General features: G+C 55.7%; 16 protein-coding genes. 10 read left to right on the top strand and 6 right to left on the bottom strand.

Going from position 1 to position 19,062, the window contains the following annotated elements; translation table 11 throughout:
* The gene (locus ACRZ91_RS01945) at positions 1-3,138 is read left to right on the top strand and encodes an efflux RND transporter permease subunit (RefSeq protein WP_480902182.1); all 3,138 of its coding nucleotides are present in this window, start codon (positions 1-3) and stop codon (positions 3,136-3,138) included.
* A gap of 72 nt (positions 3,139-3,210) precedes the next feature.
* On the opposite strand, the gene glpD is transcribed toward ACRZ91_RS01945, so the two are convergent.
* Positions 3,211-4,779 carry a glycerol-3-phosphate dehydrogenase gene (gene glpD, locus ACRZ91_RS01940; protein ID WP_480903372.1) on the bottom strand — a complete coding sequence of 523 codons (1,569 nt, stop codon included), beginning with the start codon at positions 4,777-4,779 and terminating at the stop codon, positions 3,211-3,213.
* 192 nt (positions 4,780-4,971) lie between these two features.
* Here glpD and ACRZ91_RS01935 point away from each other — a divergent pair, with 192 nt between their 5' ends.
* The 6 genes from ACRZ91_RS01935 (at position 4,972) to ACRZ91_RS01910 (ending at position 9,697) form a co-directional block, all read left to right on the top strand.
* Positions 4,972-5,733 (top strand): DeoR/GlpR family DNA-binding transcription regulator, encoded by a 762-nt coding sequence (locus ACRZ91_RS01935; protein WP_480603877.1) that lies wholly within the window; start codon positions 4,972-4,974, stop codon positions 5,731-5,733.
* A gap of 101 nt (positions 5,734-5,834) precedes the next feature.
* The gene (locus tag ACRZ91_RS01930) at positions 5,835-5,990 is read left to right on the top strand and encodes a DUF5993 family protein (RefSeq protein ID WP_480902180.1); all 156 of its coding nucleotides are present in this window, start codon (positions 5,835-5,837) and stop codon (positions 5,988-5,990) included.
* A gap of 11 nt (positions 5,991-6,001) precedes the next feature.
* Positions 6,002-6,571 carry a disulfide bond formation protein B gene (locus ACRZ91_RS01925; RefSeq protein ID WP_319546995.1) on the top strand — a complete coding sequence of 190 codons (570 nt, stop codon included), beginning with the start codon at positions 6,002-6,004 and terminating at the stop codon, positions 6,569-6,571.
* Between the two features lie 34 nt (positions 6,572-6,605).
* Positions 6,606-6,968, top strand: coding sequence for a DUF3302 domain-containing protein (locus tag ACRZ91_RS01920; RefSeq protein ID WP_480902177.1), 363 nt, complete (start codon positions 6,606-6,608; stop codon positions 6,966-6,968).
* Positions 6,969-6,989: 21 nt separating this feature from the next.
* Complete coding sequence (locus ACRZ91_RS01915; RefSeq protein ID WP_480902175.1) at positions 6,990-8,135, top strand: HlyD family secretion protein; 1,146 nt, start codon at positions 6,990-6,992, stop codon at positions 8,133-8,135.
* A gap of 11 nt (positions 8,136-8,146) precedes the next feature.
* Entirely contained in the window at positions 8,147-9,697 is a 1,551-nt protein-coding gene (locus ACRZ91_RS01910) for an efflux transporter outer membrane subunit (protein ID WP_480902173.1), read from the top strand.
* Positions 9,698-9,700: 3 nt separating this feature from the next.
* Here ACRZ91_RS01910 and mprF read toward each other — a convergent pair whose 3' ends face one another.
* Together mprF and ACRZ91_RS01900 are read right to left on the bottom strand one after the other, a co-directional pair.
* Positions 9,701-12,307: a bifunctional lysylphosphatidylglycerol flippase/synthetase MprF gene (mprF, locus tag ACRZ91_RS01905; protein ID WP_480902171.1), complete on the bottom strand. Its 2,607-nt coding sequence runs from the start codon at positions 12,305-12,307 to the stop codon at positions 9,701-9,703.
* Between the two features lie 91 nt (positions 12,308-12,398).
* On the bottom strand, positions 12,399-12,827 hold the full coding sequence (locus tag ACRZ91_RS01900) for an Lrp/AsnC family transcriptional regulator (RefSeq protein ID WP_010439529.1): 429 nt from the start codon (positions 12,825-12,827) through the stop codon (positions 12,399-12,401).
* An 86-nt stretch (positions 12,828-12,913) separates the two neighbouring features.
* Between ACRZ91_RS01900 and rocF the strand changes: the two genes are divergently transcribed.
* Genes rocF through ACRZ91_RS01885 form a run of 3 tightly spaced genes read left to right on the top strand, consistent with a single transcriptional unit; the run spans position 12,914 to position 15,804 of the window.
* Positions 12,914-13,834 (top strand): arginase, encoded by a 921-nt coding sequence (gene rocF, locus ACRZ91_RS01895; RefSeq protein ID WP_480902169.1) that lies wholly within the window; start codon positions 12,914-12,916, stop codon positions 13,832-13,834.
* Positions 13,834-14,754: a citrulline utilization hydrolase CtlX gene (gene ctlX, locus ACRZ91_RS01890; RefSeq protein WP_480902167.1), complete on the top strand. Its 921-nt coding sequence runs from the start codon at positions 13,834-13,836 to the stop codon at positions 14,752-14,754. The genes rocF and ctlX overlap by 1 nt, the downstream gene beginning before the upstream one ends.
* Positions 14,755-14,760: 6 nt before the next feature.
* A complete protein-coding gene (locus tag ACRZ91_RS01885) occupies positions 14,761-15,804 on the top strand; it encodes an ornithine cyclodeaminase (RefSeq protein WP_480902164.1) in 1,044 nt (347 codons plus the stop codon).
* A gap of 50 nt (positions 15,805-15,854) precedes the next feature.
* Here ACRZ91_RS01885 and ACRZ91_RS01880 read toward each other — a convergent pair whose 3' ends face one another.
* The 3 genes from ACRZ91_RS01880 to ACRZ91_RS01870 are packed head-to-tail and all read right to left on the bottom strand — an operon-like array spanning position 15,855 to position 18,968.
* Positions 15,855-17,258, bottom strand: coding sequence for a TRAP transporter large permease (locus ACRZ91_RS01880; RefSeq protein WP_480902162.1), 1,404 nt, complete (start codon positions 17,256-17,258; stop codon positions 15,855-15,857).
* Between the two features lie 3 nt (positions 17,259-17,261).
* Positions 17,262-17,891, bottom strand: a complete 630-nt coding sequence (locus ACRZ91_RS01875) for a TRAP transporter small permease subunit (protein ID WP_480902160.1) — start codon at positions 17,889-17,891, stop codon at positions 17,262-17,264.
* Positions 17,892-17,951: 60 nt separating this feature from the next.
* Positions 17,952-18,968 carry a C4-dicarboxylate TRAP transporter substrate-binding protein gene (locus tag ACRZ91_RS01870; RefSeq protein WP_480902158.1) on the bottom strand — a complete coding sequence of 339 codons (1,017 nt, stop codon included), beginning with the start codon at positions 18,966-18,968 and terminating at the stop codon, positions 17,952-17,954.
* Positions 18,969-19,062 lie beyond the last annotated feature (94 nt).

The raw sequence follows: 19,062 nt of genomic DNA, 5'->3' as shown, positions 1-19,062 counted from the left end.
ATGTTCTCTGCCCTGTTCATCAGCCGGCCCAAGCTGGCGCTTGTAATTTCGCTGGTCCTTACCATTTTGGGCGGGATCGGTTATATGGTCCTGCCGGTTGCGCAATTCCCTGATATCACGCCTCCAGTTGTCAGTGTAACGACCACCTATACCGGCGCGAATGCCGAAACTGTCGAGAACACTGTAGCCGCGCCAATCGAGGCGCAGGTCAACGGCGTGGACGACATGATCTATATGACGTCAACTTCGTCAGATAACGGTTCTTATTCTCTGAATGTAACGTTTGAAGTTGGCACCGATCCCGATATTGCATCGGTCAACGTGCAGAACCGCGTCGCGCAGGCCATGGCCTCGTTGCCGAGCGAAGTGACCTCATCGGGCGTGGTAACCCAAAAAGCGTCAACGAACATGCTGTTGCTGGTCACGCTGACCTCGCCCAATGGCACGTATGACAGTGTGTTTCTTTCGAACTATGCATCGATCAACCTGAAGGATGCGCTGGCACGCGTTCAGGGCGTAGGTAAGGCGGATGTTCTGACCAACCTGGAATACGCGATGCGGATATGGATGAACCCGGATAAGATGGCCGCGCTGTCGATCGCTCCGGGTGATGTCATAAACGCAATCCGCGAGCAGAATATCGAAGTCTCTGCAGGGTCAATAGGGTCTCCTCCGGTCCCGGAAGGGCAAACCTTTCAATACACGATCAAGACCAAAGGCCGCCTGACCTCTGCTGATGAGTTCGGAGATATCGTTATCCGCACCGGTGATGCAGGCGCGATTGTACGTGTCAAAGACATCGCACGCACAGAACTTGGTGCGCAGTTTTATTCAGCTTCGGGTTACTTTCAAAGCGTTCCAGCAACGGTTATCGGCATCTATCAGGCCCCCGGCGCGAACGCGCTTGCGGTTTCCGAACGTGTTGAAGCCGAGCTAGACCGTCTGTCCCGAGCCTTTCCGTCGGATGTAGAATATGCCGTTCCGTTCAACACGACAGACTTTGTGGAACAATCGCTCAATGACGTGGTGTCAACACTGATCCTGACATTCATGCTCGTGATTACAGTGGTGTTCATTTTCCTTGGCAGTTGGCGCGCGACTATTATTCCCGCGGTGGCAATTCCCGTCTCACTGATCGGAACATTCGCTTTCCTTCTGGCATTCGGCATGTCGCTCAATACGATCTCACTATTTGCGCTTGTCTTAGCCATCGGCATCGTGGTGGATGACGCCATTGTCGTAGTTGAAAATGTCGAGCGTATCATCGCGGATGAAGGGCTGAACCCTGCCGAAGCGACGCGCAAGGCGATGGGCCAAATCACTGGTCCGGTGATTGCGACAACCCTGGTTTTGCTGGCAGTGTTCGTACCCGTCACCTTTATGCCTGGCATTTCAGGGCGGCTTTATTCTCAGTTCGCAGTCACGATCTCGACCGCTGTTGTGATCTCATCGATCAACGCCCTGACATTGTCTCCGGCCTTGTGTGGGTTGGTTCTAAAGGCACGCTCCGGTCCCCCAACCGGGCTGCTGGCTGTGTTCGAAGGGTTCATCGGTACGATGCGCAACGGATATACCGCAATTGTACGAAAATTGCTGATCCTGCCGGTGATCTCACTGGGCATCATCGCAGCCTTCGCTGCCGGTACAGGGTCCATCATGGGTACCACCTCGAAAGGGTTTATTCCGCTTGAGGATAATGGCTATCTGTTTGTCGACATCCAACTGCCCGACGCGGCAACGCTGGAACGCACCGAAACTGTCTCGGCACGTCTGGATGCGCAGATTCAAGAGATCCCCGGTGTCGCGAGCACCGTTCTGGTGAACGGGTTCTCGCTGCTGAACGGCACGACGACAAACGGAGCGGCCATTTTCGTCAACCTCACCAACTGGGAGGAGCGGCAAGAACCTGATCTGGGCGCCGATGCCATTCTGGGCAAGGTTCTGGCGATTGCAAACCAGGAATCCGCAGCGTCGATTGTGTCCTTCAACCCGCCACCCATTCAGGGCTTGGGCATGTCCGCCGGTGTGGAAATGGAGGTACAGCAAACCGGAGGCGGATCGCCGCAGGATCTGGCCTCGGCTGTTGGCTCATATGTTTATGCCGCGAACCAGCGGCCTGAAATCGCACAGGCCTACACCACTTTCCGCGCAAACGTCCCGCAGCTTTTCGTTGATCTGGACCGGGAAAAAGCCAAGACGCTGCAGGTGTCGGTGGCCGAGATCTTCCAGACCATGCAGGCGCAGCTTGGTTCATATTACGTAAACGACTTCAACCTGTTTGGTCGTGTTTACCGCGTCATGATCCAGGCCGAAGGCTCGTACCGGAACAAGGTCGAGGATATCTCGGACCTCTATGTACGTTCCACCAAAGGCGAGATGGTGCCGTTGGGCACATTGATCGACGTCGAGAACGTACTGGGCCCGGTTCTGCTGAAACGGCACAATCTGTTCCGTTCTGCGACTGTGACCGCAGTTCCAGCGGCCGGACTGTCAACCGGTGACGCCATCACCGCTATGACCGAAGAATCGGCGACCGCCCTGCCCCCCGGTTATGCCTATGAATGGACCGGAACGGCGCAGCAGCAGCTGGCCTCGGGTGGTCTGGTCGTTGTGATCCTTGGGTTGGCGATCCTGTTTGGGTACCTGTTCCTTGTCGGCCAATATGAAAGTTGGACGATGCCCGTTTCGATCCTGATGTCGGTGACCGTTGCCTTGTTCGGTGCCGTCGCAGCGGTGGCAATCGTGGGCAGCGACATCAACCTCTACACTCAGATCGGGATGATCATGCTGGTCGGGCTTGCGTCAAAGAACGGGATTCTCATCGTCGAATTTGCGATGGAACAAAGGGCCAAGGGGCTGTCCGTCAAAGACGCCGCGGTCGAGGCTGCTTTCCAGCGTTTCCGCGCCGTGATGATGACCGCATTGTCCTTCCTGTTGGGCGTGGTTCCATTGCTGGCAGCGAACGGTGCCGGGGCGGCCAGCCAGAAGGCCATTGGTGTGGCCGTATTTGGCGGTATGCTTGCTGCGACACTGTTCGGCGTCATTCTGGTTCCCGTCCTTTATGCCGTTATGCAAAGCATGCGAGAGTGGATCAAAGGGAGCAAGAATGATCCAGGACCGTCAGAGGAAACCGCGTAAAAACGGCACCAAAACGAAAACGCCCCGCAAAACAGCGGGGCGTTTTTTCGTGTGAAGCGACTGGTTGTTGCGTTACCGATTTGTCATCCAGTCATCGAGCCGATCAATCTGCTCGGGGCTTAGTCTTAGACCCAACTTATTGCGGCGCCATACAACGTCCTCGGCGGTGCGCGCGTATTCCTTGTCCATCAACCAAACAAGTTCGGTCTCGGTCAGCGTCGCCCCAAAATCCTCGCCCAAATCGGTCTGATCTTTGGCCGCCCCCAGAATGTCCCAAGCTTCGGTGCCGTAGGCCCGGACCAGCCTATACGCCCATGCTTCTGTAAGGAAAGGATAGTCCGTTTGCACCTGCCGAACTAAATCCGGCGCACCATCAACGGGGAAATCTCCTCCGGGCAGCGATACCCCGGCAGTCCACGGCCCTGCAAGATCTGGGAAGTACTCTCCGATCTTCTCCAGCGCGCTTTCCGCGAGGCGCCGGTATGTGGTGATTTTGCCGCCAAAGACATTCAGAACCGGAGCGCCGCCTGTGGCATCAACCTTCAGAGTATAGTCTCGGGTCGCTGCGGTGGCACTGCTTGCGCCGTCGTCATAAAGTGGACGCACGCCGGAATAGGTCCAGACGATATCAGCACGAGTCACCGGTTTCTTAAAATACTTCGTGGCAAATGCGCATAAGTACTCCTGCTCGGCCTCGGTGCAAACTGGCCGCTCCGATGGATCAGAATGATCCTGATCTGTGGTGCCAATTAGGGTGAAGTCTTGCTCGTAGGGAATGGCAAAGATGATGCGCCCATCCTCACCCTGAAAGAAGTAGCATTTGTCGTGATCGAACAGCTTGGGCGTCACGATATGACTGCCCCGCACCAACCGGACCCCTTCGCGTGAATTTATGTGGATCTTGGTCTGAATGATATCGCCCACCCACGGGCCACTTGCATTGATCAACATCCTTGCCAGAATTGTCTCAGTCTCACCGCTCTGCTGATCGCGGATCGTGATATGCCACAAGTCATCAACACGCCTGGCCGCAAGAACCTCGGTCCGGACCCTGATCTTCGCGCCCCTTGCTTCAGCGTCTCGGGCGTTCAGAACCACCAGCCGAGAATCTTCGACCCAGCAATCCGAGTATTCATAGGCTGTTTCGAACTTGTCTTGCAAAGGCGCGCCCTCAGGCACAGAGCGCAGGTTTAACGCGCGCGTTCCCGGCAGAATTTTGCGGCCGCCAAGATTATCGTACAAAAACAAGCCCAACCGGATCAGCCAGGCCGGGCGCCGCCCACGCATCCATGGCATCACCGTACTCAGCAATCGCGAGGTTGGCGTCTCAGAATCAAAGCGCATATCGGCGTGATACGGTAGCACAAAACGCATCGGCCAACTGATATGCGGCATCGCGCGCAGCAGCGTTTCCCGCTCGATCAGAGCTTCGCGGACCAAACGGAACTCAAAAAATTCCAAATACCTTAGCCCACCATGGAACAGTTTGGTCGACGCCGAGGATGTGGCAGACGCCAGATCGTTCATCTCTGCCAAAGTGACAGACAATCCCCGCCCTGCAGCGTCCCTTGCAATTCCGCACCCGTTGATGCCGCCACCGATTATGAAAAGATCGGTTACATGACTGCTGTCTGATGACATATCCAAACGATTCCCCAAAAGTGGCAGTTTCGATGGCATTAGCATCACAACACTTCGTATCGTCAACATTACTTTTCGAAAATGTTCGTTTATTGTCAAATCTCGTGAAATTATTACAATTACTGCTCAAAGACTCTTGCCAGTTTGAATAAATAGAACAAAAACGAACTATCCCAAGCGCAGAGCTGATCTATGTCTTTATCCTTCCGTCAATCAGATATTCTTGAAATCGCCAATGAAGAGGGTCGCGTTACCGTCGACGGACTGGCCGAACGCTTTCAGGTGACGGTTCAGACCATCCGCCGCGACCTGTCCGAGCTGTCCGATGCAGGAAAACTGGACAGAGTGCACGGAGGGGCCGTCCTGCGTTCGGGCGTGTCCAATATTGGTTACGAGGACCGGCGTGCCCTGAACCATGAGGCCAAGATTCGCATCGCCGAACGCTGCGCAGCAGATATTCCGGAAGGCAGCTCGATCTTTATGAATATCGGCACCTCGACCGAGGCCGTCGCACGACAGTTGCTCGACCACAAGAATCTGATGGTCGTAACCAACAACATGAACGTGGCCAATATCCTTGTAGAGAACCCGGATTGTCAGATTGTCGTTGCAGGTGGTGTTCTGCGCCGATCGGATAGCGGGCTGGTAGGCAATCTGGCAGTTTCAACCATCCGACAGTTCAAATTTGATCACGCCATAATTGGGTGCTCGGCCTTAGATTTGGACGGAGATTTGATGGATTTTGACCTACAGGAAGTACTGGTCAGCCAAACAATCATTGAACAGGCACGGCAGATCAGCCTCGTCGCTGACAACTCCAAATTCCGCAGAACCGCACCTGCGCGCATAGCGTCATTGGCGGATATTGATACGGTTTATACAGATTCTGACTTCCCTGAAACGCTGGCCCGGAAATGCAATGACTGGCAAACGCAAATTATGGAATGCAAATAGCCCTCTACTGCGCCTTTCGGTTGTCTTTGCTTGCCAGACCACAAACCAGATGACAAAGTCGTGATCAATTGCAATTGGCGCAAGGGGGGCGGCAGCGGACCATGATCGCGCTTTTATTTTCGTTACTTACAGTCACAATGGGATTAAATTACTTTGGCCGGACAGGCGCCGGAATGGCACTGTTTCTGATCACTCTGACGTTGTGCATCTATTGGCTGAAATTTCACGCCACCAGCACGCTGACCATTCAGCTATAGGGGGCGCTTCAATGACACCTGAACTGTCTCGTACCCTGAATGCCGTTGGCGCATTTGCTGTCAGCCTCGTACTTGTATTGGCCTACGCCTATCAGTTTTCGCTGAACGAGTTGCCCTGCCCGCTTTGTTTGTTGCAGAGGGTCGGCTTTGTCGCCGTCGGCGTTGGACTTGGGCTGAACCTGCTTTACGGAGCGCGCGCACGTCACTATGCGCTGATGCTGCTTGCCGCACTTTACGGAGGCAGCGTTTCGATCCGTCAAATCCTGCTGCATATCGTACCAGGCACGGGCCACTATGGCTCTCCCGTTCTAGGACTGCACTACTACACCTGGGCCGCCATCTGCTTTTTTCTGGTCCTTCTGGGAACGGCGATCATGCTGATGTTTGACAGGCAATATGTCAGTGACGCGCAGCAAGGCCCGCGTTTCGGGGGAAGCGGGTTGGCGAAGGCTGCATTTTTTACGTTGTTGGCTCTGGCGGGGCTAAACGCGATCTCGACCCTGATCGAATGCGGCCCAACCATTTGTGCGGACCCGCCGACCAGTTACAAATTGATTGACGAACTGGGCAACAACAACTGAGGATGGCACAACCTTCCCAACAGGAGGCGCGAGCATGGGACTTTTGGGGCAGCCGCTAGGCTACTATGACTATTTGACATTTGTGGCACTCATTCTGCTTCTGGCTGCCGTGATGGCGTTGTTTCTGTTTCTCATGGGTCTGCCGGGGCGAATAGCGATCAAACGCAATCACCCGCATGCCGAAGCCGTCAAGATCATGGGATGGATGGGTTTTTTGGCTATAGTCCCGTGGGTGCATGCCTTTATCTGGGCGTTCCATGACGGGGTGACAGTCGACATGCGCCGTGGCCCTGATGAAGAACGCAAAGCGATCCGGGATGAGATCAAGCGTCTGGGCGGCACCGTTAAACCGGAATACCAAGACCCGCTGGACACCGACGAAACCAAGCAAGACTAACGCCAAAGGAATTCAGCACTCATGTTTGTCGCCCTTGGCATCACGCTGTTCTACATCATTTTTGTCTGGTTCATCTTTTTCAAGATGGAATGGCTGAAATTCAACATCATGTGGGGGATCGTCTCGTTCTGGGTCGGCGCTCATCTGCTGCTGATCTTTTTGGTCGCGCTGCGGTTCTTTCAGCCCTTCTCAGTCGACAGCCACGTTGTGCGGTCCACGATCCAGATCGTTCCGCGCCTGACACAGCCCACAATCCTGTCCGAGGTTCTGGTCGAGCCCAACACATGGGTCACGAAGGGCGATCCGCTGTATAAGTTCGACGACACGGTGTTCTCGCTGGCCGTGGACAAGGCAAATGCCCAGTTGGTGGCGGCACAGCAAAACGCGAAAATTCTCGAACAGGACGTCATCGCTGCAAGCGAAGCGGTTGAGCGTGCAAATGCGCAATTGGCGTATGCCCAAACGGAACAGGCGCGTTACGAAAACCTCGTTCCGGCTGGTGGGGCACGTCAGGACGAACTAGACCGCTGGAACGAACAGGTCGCGGAAGATCAGGCTAAAATCAAAGAGGCTCAGGCCAATCTGGAAAAGGCCAACCTCGCGCTGGATTCACAGATCGACGGGGTGAATACCGGCATTTTGGAGGCTGAGGCACAGCTGGCCGAAGCCGAGTATTTTCTAGACAACACAACGATCTATGCCCCCGAAAATGGCATGATCGTTTCACAACAGGCGCGTCCTGGTATGGTCGTGGGGGAAATTCGTCTGGGTGCCATTGCCAGCTTTGTCACCGAAGAAGACCCCTATATTCTAGCCACCTTCCGCCAGCAAAACCTGAAATTCGTCGAGGTCGGCCAACCGGTTGAAGTTGCGCTAGACCTTTACCCCGGAGAAATTCTGACCGGCAAGGTCGAAGCCGTCTGGTGGGCCACACGTCAAGGCCAATACCTGCCCTCAGGCCGCCTGCCCGGTTTTGAGCTACCTAAACTTCCCGGTCGCATAGCGGTTCAAATCTCGGTCGAAGTGCCTGAGGGGCATACCTTTCCTGCAGGTGGTCATGCAGCCGTGGCGATCTACACGGGCATGGGCCAAAGTTTTGAGTTTCTGAGGCGCATCAATATCCGCCTCTATTCCTTTGCCAACTTCATCCGGCCGCTGGATATCTGAGGATGCGTAAGATGACTCTCCGCCGGTTGTTGGGCACCGCCCTTTGCGCCGCCACTCTCGCCGCCTGTACGCCGGTGGGGCCCGATTTCGTGCGTCCCAACTCTCCAGTGGTGAAGCAATGGATGGAGGTCAACAACCCCAGCGCGGGTCAAAGCGGCCTGACCTCGCGCAGCGCCCCCGTTTTGCGCTGGTGGGAGACATTCAACGATCCGACGCTGAACAAACTAATCGCCGAAGCCTATGCGCAAAACCTGACCTTGCAGGTCGCCGGTGCCCGCGTACTGCAGGCCCGCGCGCAGCTTGGCATCGCATTTGGTGAGCTTTACCCGCAATCACAAGCCGTGGGCGGCTCGCTGCAACGCCGACAGATCAGCGACAACCTTGGGCCGATTTCGGATATCCGGCGTATCATCCCTTTGGACACCGAATTCTCAACCTCGCAAGTGGGTTTTGATGCGCAATGGGAGCTAGACGTTTGGGGCCAACAACGTCGCGGCGTACAGGCCGCACGGTCTAACCTTGCACTACAGGTCGCCAATTATGACGACGCTCTGGTCACGCTTACCGGGGACGTTGCAGCGCTGTATATCAACATCCGTTCGTTGCAGGAGGCGCTGCGCATCGCGCGGGAAAACATCACGATTCAGCAGGAATCGACAGATCTGACCCAGCTGCGTTTCAACAACGGCGTGACGACCGAGCTGGATGTACAGGAATCAACCGCCCTGCTCAACAACACCAAGGCGTTAGTGCCCGAGCTGGAAAGCGATATCCAACAGGCCAAGAACGCGCTTGCGGTTCTGTTGGGAAAAACGCCGTCTCAGATGGCGGGCTTGATCGGAAACTCGGGTCGCATTCCAACAGGGCGCAGCAACGTATCTGTGGGAGTCCCCGCCGAATTGCTACGGCGGCGGCCCGACGTTCGCGCCGCCGAACTTGCGGCAGCCACCCAGTCGGCGCAGGTGGGGATCGCTTTGGCTGATCTCTATCCGCAATTCATCCTGTCTGGGTCGATCGGGTTACAAGCCTCGGGCGGGCGCGATCTGTTCAGTACCAATAGTGCCACAGGATTGGCCAGTGCGGGCGTTGTCTGGAATGTCTTGAACTATGGCCGCATCAAGAACAACGTCCGCGCACAGGATGCGGCTTATCAGGCGCTGATCGCAAATTACCAGAACACCGTGCTGACCGCTTATTCCGAGGTCGAAAGCGCGATGGTCGCCTATGCACAGGCGCGCAAACAGGTCACCTTTTATCAGCGCAGCGTCGATGCCTCGCGCAAAGCCGCCGATATTGCCGTTGACCAGTATCGCGACGGCATCGCCAGCTACTCCCGTATCTTGAATACACAGACTGCCCTGCTCCGTTCACAAGCAAACTTGATCGAGGCGCGGCAAGAAGTCTCGTCCAATCTGGTCGCGATCTACAAAGGTTTGGGTGGCGGCTGGCAGATCCGTCAGAATCAGGAGTTCCTACCCGAGACTGTTCTGGCCGAAATGGCCTATCGCACCGATTGGGGTGATCTGCTTGAGAAAACGCCAACACGCGCCAGCCTGAACTAAACGCTATTTCGTCAACCCGCGCAGGCCACCCGAGATCAGGATGTTAACTTCGTAGAGGATACGTGGCGCCGCCAATCCGCCGGGGCTGGCCAGATAGTTGGGGCTCCATTCCGGATCGAATTTCTGCTTGAAGGCGCGCAGGCCTTCGAAGTGGTAGAACTGCTCGCCATGTTCATAAACGAACCCACCGATCCGATTCCAAAGCGAGGCCAACTGCCGGTTCTCAATCCCTGAGAACGGAGCAGCGCCCAGCGAGAACCAGTGGAATCCCTGCTCGGAACCCCAGACCATCATCTCGGCGAACAGTGCGTCCATGACAAAACTGGGACTGTCGGGTTCGTAACGCATCAGGTCCAGAGACAATTCGAATTTGTTTCCGCCTTGAAATAGGTTGGCGAAAGCCATGATCTTGCCTGTCACATCCCGCAGAACGGCGTGGTCAAAATAAGACAAATAGTCATCGTCGAACCCACCCAAGGCAAAGCCCTTTTCTTCACCCGCCTTCTGCGCCAACCAGTCGTCCGAGATCTGACGAAGCTCGGGCAACACCGGTGCAAGCTGTTCCTTGGGGATGATTTCGAACTTGTACCCTTCACGCTCGGCACGGTTCTTGGCCTGACGAAACCGTTTGCGCGATTTTCCATCCAGAGAGAAATCCTGCAGCGGCACGCGGGCCACCTCTCCGATCTTCAAAATCGACAGACCGAGGTCCAAGAAGGTTGGCAAATACTTGGTCGAGACACTGTAAAAGGCACAAAGCTTACCCTCCCGGTCGGCCATTTCTCTGAGTTGCCAGATCAGTTGTTGCCCTGCCTTTTCATCTCCCACCGGCTCACCTTTGGTGATGAGCGCGTTGCCAGTATCAGCATAGGCGAGAAATGCTGTTTCATCGGGTGAAATCAGGAATTGCTTGTCGCCCGTAAGCGAAATCTGAGACTCGGTATCTTCGCTTTCCATCACAAGCCGTTCAACGACTTTGGGAATTTCAGTGCGAACCGGAGCCGGTATTTCGCGCCCAAACAGAGAGTTCACCGCCACAATGCCAAGGATCACAGCGACAACAAGGCTCGAGCGTAGAAAACGTGAGGCATCGCCGCTCCAGGCAAAATCCCACCACAAGGCGTTCTCGTATTCAACATGGGAATAAGCGAACAACCCGATCCAGAAAATTACCGCCAGCAATGCGACTACGCTGACCAGCCATGGGATATTCAGCCGAAAGATCGACGCACCACTAACCCGGTAGAAAGCCCCCCGAAACATCGCCAGAAGGCCAATCGTAAACAGCAAGGACAGGGCTTCGTGTGTATCCAGCCCCTTGGCGAGCGAGGCAAAGAAACCAGCCGCCATCAACAACATGGCCACCACCCATGCGCGATAGAGTTTGCGGAATAGTCCACGCGATACCAATAGCAACAAAACGCCCACTACACTGCCTGCGAGGTGTGAGGCCTCGACAAACGACAAAGGCAGCACCGCACGCAGTACGCCAAGGTTTTGGGAACTGGAAGGTAAGGCACCCGAGACCAGCAAGATCACCCCGGCCACTGCTGCAACGCCCGCGGCCACCATCGGGACAATGGGGCGGATTGCGCGATAAACCCAGCTCATCGCGCCTCCGATGCGTTGGCGCTGAGTCATTGCCGATGCGACCGCAATCGACAGGCTGGCAATGGCAAATGGCAAAAAAGTATAGATCAGCCGGTACAGCAGAAGTGCAGCAATGACATCAGACCGGCCCGATGCCCCGAGGCCTGCAATCAGGGTCGCTTCGAACACGCCTATTCCACCCGGTGCATGGCTGAGGATACCCACCGCGATTGCGCCGATATAGACCGCGAAGAAATATGGATAGCCAACACCCAGATCGTCAGGCATCAATACCCATAGCGCCATGGACGCGCCGAACAGATCGCCAACTGCAGCGACTGTCAGCAAGCTGGCCAGCTTACCACCCGGCAGGTTGAACCCGAAGCCGCCATACGCCAATCGCCGCCCACCGCTTGAAAGCCAGACAAACAGAACAATCAGCCCCGCAAGCATGCAGAGGCCTATCACAGTTTCCATTGTCTCACTGATCGGCAGGACCTTGGAAATACCGTCAGGATGGATGGTAAGCAGCAGGCCCAGAAGCAGGATCAGCCCCATCCAGAACGCCACCCACGAGGTCGCGATCACCCCCGCAACGCGCCCCAAATCCAGCCCGAGCGAGGCATAGATCCGATATCGGATCGCGGTGCCGGTGATGTAAGAGAATCCAAGGCAATTCGACACCGCGTAACCGCTCGCCCCAGCCATCCCGGCAACGGGCAATGGCACCTTTCCACCAGCCACGCTCTGCACGGCAAGGACATCATAGAATGATAGAGACAGAAAACTGAACGCCGTCCAACACAGCGCGAAGAACATGAACTTCCCAGGCTTCGCCGCGATATCACTTTGGATATCTGACCATTTCACATGTGCAGACAGGTCGTGCAGAACCGCGAGTGCTATTCCGGTGATCAGCAGCGGAACCGCAATCTTGACCAATGGCTTTTCCAGCAACCCTGCTACGCGCTCGGCCAAATTTTCCACGCGCGTCTCATTGGTGCTCGCCTCTGTGGTCATACCGTACGTCCCTGCCCTATGATCTTCAGATCAGTGTTAATTCAAAGCTTTGCACGATTCTCGAATCCGTCAAAGTGGCTTGAACAGCCTGTCACGAACGGCCCTTGCGCGTAGAAAGCAACAGGTTTGTCTCGGACCGCGTGATGCCTTCCATCCGCCTGATCTGGAACAACACTTCATCAAGCTCGTCCAGAGTATCTGTGCCGATCTCGGCTATCAGATCCCAACTGCCATTAGTCGAGTGTACTGCCCGAACTTGCCGCATCGCAGCCAGCCGGGACCGGATCCGCTCGGTCCCGCGACCTTCGATTCCAAGCATCATCAATCCACGTACGGGGCTTTCCGACACACCCTGCCGGGTCACCACAGTGAACCCCACGATTTCGCCAGATTGCTTAAGTCGCTGCAGTCGGCTGCGTACAGTCGTTCGTGTTACGCCAAGCAATTCGGCCAACTCGGACAGCGATGCACGAGCGTCCCTATGCAGGGCATTCAGCAATCTATTATCCAGTTCGTCCATACTTAATTACCAAATAGAATTTTGTTGATCCAGTTTGATCAATTTGCCCTCTTCTCTCAACTCATATCGTATCGATAGATAGATTTATGAGCAAACAGAACATCATTCTCGCCGGGATTCCGATGGATGCTGGCAAACATCGTCAGGGCTGTCGAATGGGCCCTGACGCCTACCGTGTCGCCGGGCTTGAACAAGCGCTGTCTGACCTGGGCCATACCGTGACCGACATCGGCGACACTCGCCCGGATCAGGTAGACGTGCCAGAAGACGCCCATCTGTTCTCGCTTCCGGAATGCGTGGGCTGGACACAGGCGTTGAGCCGGACTGCGAATGAAGTCGCAGAGCAAGGTTTGCCGATCTTCATGGGCGGCGATCACGCGCTGTCGATGGGTACGGTCACAGGGATGGCGGCACATGCGAATGAAATCGGGCGCCCGCTCTTTGTTCTTTGGTTGGATGCACACAGTGATTTTCATACACCGAGCAGTACAGATAGCGGCAATTTACATGGAACACCCGTTGCCTATTTCACCGGTCAACCGGGGTTTGAACCCTTTCCTCCTGTAACCACTCCAATCCCAACCAATCGCGTTGGGATGATAGGATTGCGCTCGGTTGATCCAGCCGAACGCGCAGCGCTGGAAAAGGATGACGCGATGCTGGCCGATATGCGCAGCATCGATGAACACGGCATCAAGACCCCACTTCTGGCCTTTCTCGACAAAGTACGCGAGGCCAACGGCATGCTGCATGTCTCGTTGGATGTGGATTTCCTTGACCCCTCGATCGCACCAGCGGTTGGCACCACAGTCCCCGGAGGCGCGACCGAGCGTGAGGCGCACCTGGTCATGGAACTCCTGCACGAAAGCGGCCTCGTTTGTTCGCTGGACCTCGTCGAGTTGAACCCGTTCCTTGATGAGCGCGGCCGGACCGCAAAACTGATGGTCGATCTTGCGGCCTCGCTGATGGGTCGTCGCATCTTCGATCGCCCAACCCGGAGCTTCTGATGATATCTCTTCAATCGCCTTCGGCTGTAGTGATGGTGCGCCCCCATGCATTCGCGTCGAATCCAGAAACCCGAGACGACAATGCGTTTCAAACGCTGGCAAATCGATCTGCCGCAGCGACTTCAGCGGCTGCGCGGGATGAGCACGACAAAGCAGTAGAACAGCTTCACGCTGCTGGTGTAACCGTTCATGTGTTTGACGATGAAGGTGAGCGCGATACACCCGACAGCGTGTTCCCAAACAACTGGTTTTCGACCCATCCGGGCGGTCATGTCGCCATATATCCGATGTTCGTACCATCGCGCCGACGCGAAAGACGCTCAGATGTGATTGAGATGCTAAAGCATGAATATCGTGTTCAGGACATCATCGATTATTCCGGCCTCGAACAGGACGACCTCGCGCTTGAGGGTACGGGCGCATTGGTTCTGGATCACGTGGGCCGTATTGCCTACACCGTTCGATCCAACCGCGCTGATCCGGTGTTGTTGGAACGTTTCTGTACGCATTTCAACTATGAGCCGATCGCGTTCGATGCAAAGGATGCCGAAGGACGCGATGTCTATCACACCAATGTTCTGATGGGGATCGGGACGCACTACGCGCTGATCTGTTTGGACATGATTTCCGACCCAGAACGTCGGGCAACAGTTCGGGCACGGCTTGAGGAGTCTGGTCGTACTGTCATCGATCTGTCTCATGAACAGATCGCAGATTTTGCAGGAAACGCGATTGAGCTTAGCGGCAAGGATGGTCTTGTTCTGGCGCTGTCCAGTCGTGCCCTAAAGGCTCTTACGCCCGCTCAAGTCGCAGTTATCGAAGCCAGCGCAACTCCGCTGCCGCTCTCGGTTCCCACAATTGAAACAGCCGGTGGATCCGTACGTTGTATGATCGCTGGTATCCATCTTTCCCGCCGATAGGAGTCTTTGATGCAACCCTCTGATAAGGCCCTCGTGCCGTTTGTATCCGTCGACAACATGATGCGTCTGGTTCACCACGTCGGGGTCGAACAGATGATCACACAGATTGCTGCGCAGATCGAAGCTGATTTCAAACGCTGGGAGAGTTTTGATAAAACGCCCCGCATCCCGGCTCACTCACCACACGGCGTAATCGAACTGATGCCAACCTCGGATGGTGAGGCTTACGGGTTCAAATACGTAAACGGTCACCCCAAGAACACGTCTGAGGGCCTGCAAACCGTGACAGCGTTTGGCCTGCTGGCTGATGTTTATACCGGCTACCCGACATTATTGACCGAAATGACTATGCTGACCGCTCTGCGGACGGCAGCAACTTCGGCGCTGGTTGGCAAATACCTCGCACCCAAATCGGCGACGACGATGGCGATGATCGGAAACGGAGCGCAATCCGAGTTCCAGTGTCTCGCATTCAAAGCCATGTGCGGGATCGATACTGTCCGGCTCTACGACACCGATACGAACGCGACGGCGAAATGTGCTGCCAATCTGCAGGGCAAAGGGCTGACGGTCGTGCCCTGTAAAACGCCGGAGGACGCGATCGAAGGCGCTCAGATCATAACGACCTGCACCGCTGACAAGAAATACGCTACCATCCTGACAGACAATATGGTCGGCCCCGGCGTCCACATCAACGCGATTGGCGGCGATTGCCCCGGCAAAACCGAACTGCACCGCGATATCCTTCTGCGCTCGGATATCTTTGTAGAATACCCCGAGCAAACGCGGATCGAAGGTGAAATACAGGCTCTGGAGGATGATCACCCGGTCACCGAGATGTGGGAAGTGATGACCGGACAGGCCAAAGGCCGCACCGACGATCGACAGATCACGTTGTTTGACAGTGTGGGCTTCGCAATCGAAGATTTTTCGGCATTACGATATATCAAAAGTGCAATTGAAGGCACTGATTTCTATGAAGCATTGGATATGCTCGCAGACCCTGACGACCCAAGGGACCTGTTTGGGATGTTGATGCGGGCAGGATAAAGAACCCGCACATCAATAACTGTGCCCCGGCCTTTGGCCGGGGCTTTTTCTTATCCGGCCAGCGATGGCAAGTATAGAACGATCCCCGGAAAAGCCACCAGCAGCGCTATGGTCAGAGCATCTGCAATGAAGAAAGGCGTCACCCCCTTGAACACATCCTGAACACTAAGGTCAGGGCGCACCCCGGCAACGACAAAGCAATTCAGGCCAATGGGTGGTGTGATCAGGCAGAACTCGGCCATTTTCACCACAAGAATACCAAACCAGATCGCACACATCGGCCCGGACATGCCAAAGGCGCTGTCTGCGGCGCTAACGGCCTCGCCCCCATTCAGGGCCATAACGGCGGGATACACGACAGGCAGTGTCAAAAGCAGCATGCCGATCGCATCCATGAACATGCCCAGCACTGCATAGGCCAGCAAGATGCAGATCAGGATCAGCATCGGCGACATCTCGAGCGAGGTGATCCAGTCGGAAAACGCTCCGGGCAGATCAGCGAATCCCAAAAAGCGGACATAAATCAGAACGCCCCAGATGATCGCAAAGATCATGGCGGTCAGTTTGGCGGTTTCAAGCAAGGCCGACTTGAACTCTGGCCAGCGCATCCCATGGATCATGGCAAAGCAGAACACGATGAAGGCCCCGATGGCTCCTCCCTCGGTTGGGGTGCCCCAGGCCTTGTCGCCAAACGGGTTATAGACGAAGCAGATGATGATGAGGATCACTGCCACGATGGGCAACGCGCCCGGAAGCGCCGCAAATCGTTGTTTCCAGGTAAATCCTGTCACAGGCGGCCCGACGGATTTGAAAATCACGGCGATGCCAACGATCAACAACCCATAAATCACCGCCGAGAACGCACCGGGAATAAAACCCGCAAGCAACAGTTTTCCCACGTCCTGCTCGACAATTATGGCGTAGATCACAAGGATCGCAGACGGCGGAATAAGAGAAGCCAAGGTCCCACCAGCGGCGACCACCCCGGCGGCGAAACGTTTGTTATACCCTACGGACAGCATCTCGGGGATGGCGATGCGCGCAAAGACAGCTGATGTGGCGACCGAGGCACCTGAGACCGCTGCAAAACCGGCGGTCGCAAAGATTGTTGAAACGGCCAAACCGCCAGGCACCCAAGCCACCCAGCGTTTTGCCGCCTCAAACAAGGCGCGGGTCAGGCCAGCGTAGTAAGCAAGATAGCCAATCAGTATGAATGTTGGGATCAGGCTGAGTGTATGCGATGCCACCTTAGAGTGCGGCACCTGCCCGGCTGTTTTGACTGCGACCGTTAGCGCTTTGCCAAATCGCCCAGGATCATACCCAAACTTGGCCCAGAATATCCAAATAAGGCCAATCAAGCCTGCCAAGCCAGCGGCGAATGCCACCCGCATGCCCGTGACGACCAGGATCAGCAGACCGGCAGTGACCCAAAGGCCGATATCAATCGTATCCATGGGTCAGTTACGTCCTTCGAATTGTTCGGCCTCGGCTGCAGCCTGTGCAGCGGCATCCTGTATCAACGGGACGGCAACCGGGGTTTCGAGCCCCAGCAAGAACGCGCGCCCATAGCCCCAGACCTGCAAGATCAGCCGGGCACAAAGAACCGAAAAAGCAACGGGCGCCAGCAGCTTGGCTGGCCAAATAGGAATCCCGATGTCAATCGAGCTATCGCGGCTCCACATCGGGGCGCCAAAATCAAAGGAGCGGTCGAAATGGGACCAACTGCCCCAAACCAGCGCCAGCATCAGCAGTAGGATCAACAGGACCGAGATCAGTTCGAACAACCACAGCGCCCGCCCTTTCAGGCGCGAGATCACGATATCCATTCGAATGTGCCCGCCATCGCGTTGCACAAACGAAATGCCCAGAAATGCGATCAGGGGCATCGCCTGTTCGATCCAGTCAACATAGCCGGGCAACGGCGCGTTCAAGGCGTTTCGGCCGCTGACTGACACAACAGCCAGCACCATCAGTCCGAAGACCGCAAATCCACTGATCAGCGCCATAAAGCGCTCCAGTCGCAACAATCGGTGATCCAGCCGACTTAGAAGACTGCCATCCTCAAGCACCGTGGCATGTCCTGCCATCTCCGCAATCCTTTGATTGTAGGAAAGGCCGGGTGCCCAATGACACCCGGCGAAGAGCGATTAGTTACCGCCGCGTTGCTGTTGCAGTGTTGCCTGCACCAGATCGTACAGGTCCTGCGCTGGCAAACCCTGCGCTGTCATGTCTTCAATCCATTTTGCGCGGATTGGATCGGCGGCCTTGGCGCGGAACTCTTCAAGAACTGCGCCGTCAATCTCGACCTTTTCAACGCCCTTTTCTTCCAGAACGCCGTCCCACTTTTCAAGCAGTCCACCGTAGTTGGCCAGATAATGTGCGATCGCCTCATCAATCGAGCTATCAAGCGCCTCACGGTGTTCCGCTGGCAGGGCTTCATAGGCGTCTATATTCACCACAACTGGGCAATTCACGGTTCCCGGATTGAGGTTCGCCGTCCACCAGTCGGCTTCGTTGATGGTTCCAAACGACAGATGCGCATGCTGAGCGAAGGCCACTGTATCGACCACGCCCGATTCCATCGCATTGTAGGCTTCGGTTGCGGGCACGGACGTAGGTACTCCACCAACCGCTTCAAATGCTTGCCCCAAACCACCGGTGGCACGAACACGCATCCCGTCGAATTCGGCAAGTTCATCACGAGGGTCACCGGTGCCAACAAGGTTATATTGAGGCATCGGCGAGGTCATGATGATACGCGCGTTCCATTGCGCCATCTCATCTTTGACCGCCGGGTGATCATAAACCGCGTGGCTGACAGCCACTTCTTCATCCAGTGTGTTCACACCCAGGAAGGGCAGCTCCAGAACAGTGATCGCGCGGTTCTTGTCGCGGTGGTAGCCCGCGCAGAACTGCGCCATCTCAAACGCACCAATCTCGATCCCGTCCAGATTTTCCTTGGGCTTCGACAGGCCACCATAGCTGACATTGATGGTGAAATCGCCGCCGGTTTTCTCGTTCACCAGTTCAGCCAGTTTTTCAACATGTTCGGTAAAAGCACGACGTTTACCCCAGACCGAGGCATTCCATTCGGTCGCGGCTGCCTCGGTGACAAACGCCACGCTCAGGGCGGCAAAGGCCGCACCACTCACTATCTTATTCATTGTGATCTCTCCCATAGATGCGCCCCCTATCGAGGCGCTTGAAAGAGAAGCTAGCGCCTAGTCTGGAATCTGCCAACCCCTGCTTGGATAAGCG

Source organism: Ruegeria sp. O11, from assembly GCF_056535285.1.
The sequence above is the reverse complement of the archived record's forward strand: the minus strand, read 5'-3'. Positions and strand labels throughout refer to the sequence as shown.

Coding starts and splice junctions, on each gene's coding strand:
- ACRZ91_RS01910 (WP_480902173.1), top strand. CDS start 8,147: ATGACTCTCCGCCGGTTGTTGGGCACCGCCCTTTGCGCCGCCACTCTC.
- mprF (WP_480902171.1), bottom strand. CDS start 12,307: ATGACCACAGAGGCGAGCACCAATGAGACGCGCGTGGAAAATTTGGCC.
- ACRZ91_RS01870 (WP_480902158.1), bottom strand. CDS start 18,968: ATGAATAAGATAGTGAGTGGTGCGGCCTTTGCCGCCCTGAGCGTGGCG.
- ACRZ91_RS01900 (WP_010439529.1), bottom strand. CDS start 12,827: ATGGACGAACTGGATAATAGATTGCTGAATGCCCTGCATAGGGACGCT.
- rocF (WP_480902169.1), top strand. CDS start 12,914: ATGAGCAAACAGAACATCATTCTCGCCGGGATTCCGATGGATGCTGGC.
- ACRZ91_RS01945 (WP_480902182.1), top strand. CDS start 1: ATGTTCTCTGCCCTGTTCATCAGCCGGCCCAAGCTGGCGCTTGTAATT.
- ACRZ91_RS01925 (WP_319546995.1), top strand. CDS start 6,002: ATGACACCTGAACTGTCTCGTACCCTGAATGCCGTTGGCGCATTTGCT.
- ACRZ91_RS01920 (WP_480902177.1), top strand. CDS start 6,606: ATGGGACTTTTGGGGCAGCCGCTAGGCTACTATGACTATTTGACATTT.
- ACRZ91_RS01875 (WP_480902160.1), bottom strand. CDS start 17,891: ATGGCAGGACATGCCACGGTGCTTGAGGATGGCAGTCTTCTAAGTCGG.
- ACRZ91_RS01880 (WP_480902162.1), bottom strand. CDS start 17,258: ATGGATACGATTGATATCGGCCTTTGGGTCACTGCCGGTCTGCTGATC.
- ctlX (WP_480902167.1), top strand. CDS start 13,834: ATGATATCTCTTCAATCGCCTTCGGCTGTAGTGATGGTGCGCCCCCAT.
- ACRZ91_RS01935 (WP_480603877.1), top strand. CDS start 4,972: ATGTCTTTATCCTTCCGTCAATCAGATATTCTTGAAATCGCCAATGAA.
- ACRZ91_RS01930 (WP_480902180.1), top strand. CDS start 5,835: ATGATCGCGCTTTTATTTTCGTTACTTACAGTCACAATGGGATTAAAT.
- ACRZ91_RS01915 (WP_480902175.1), top strand. CDS start 6,990: ATGTTTGTCGCCCTTGGCATCACGCTGTTCTACATCATTTTTGTCTGG.
- glpD (WP_480903372.1), bottom strand. CDS start 4,779: ATGTCATCAGACAGCAGTCATGTAACCGATCTTTTCATAATCGGTGGC.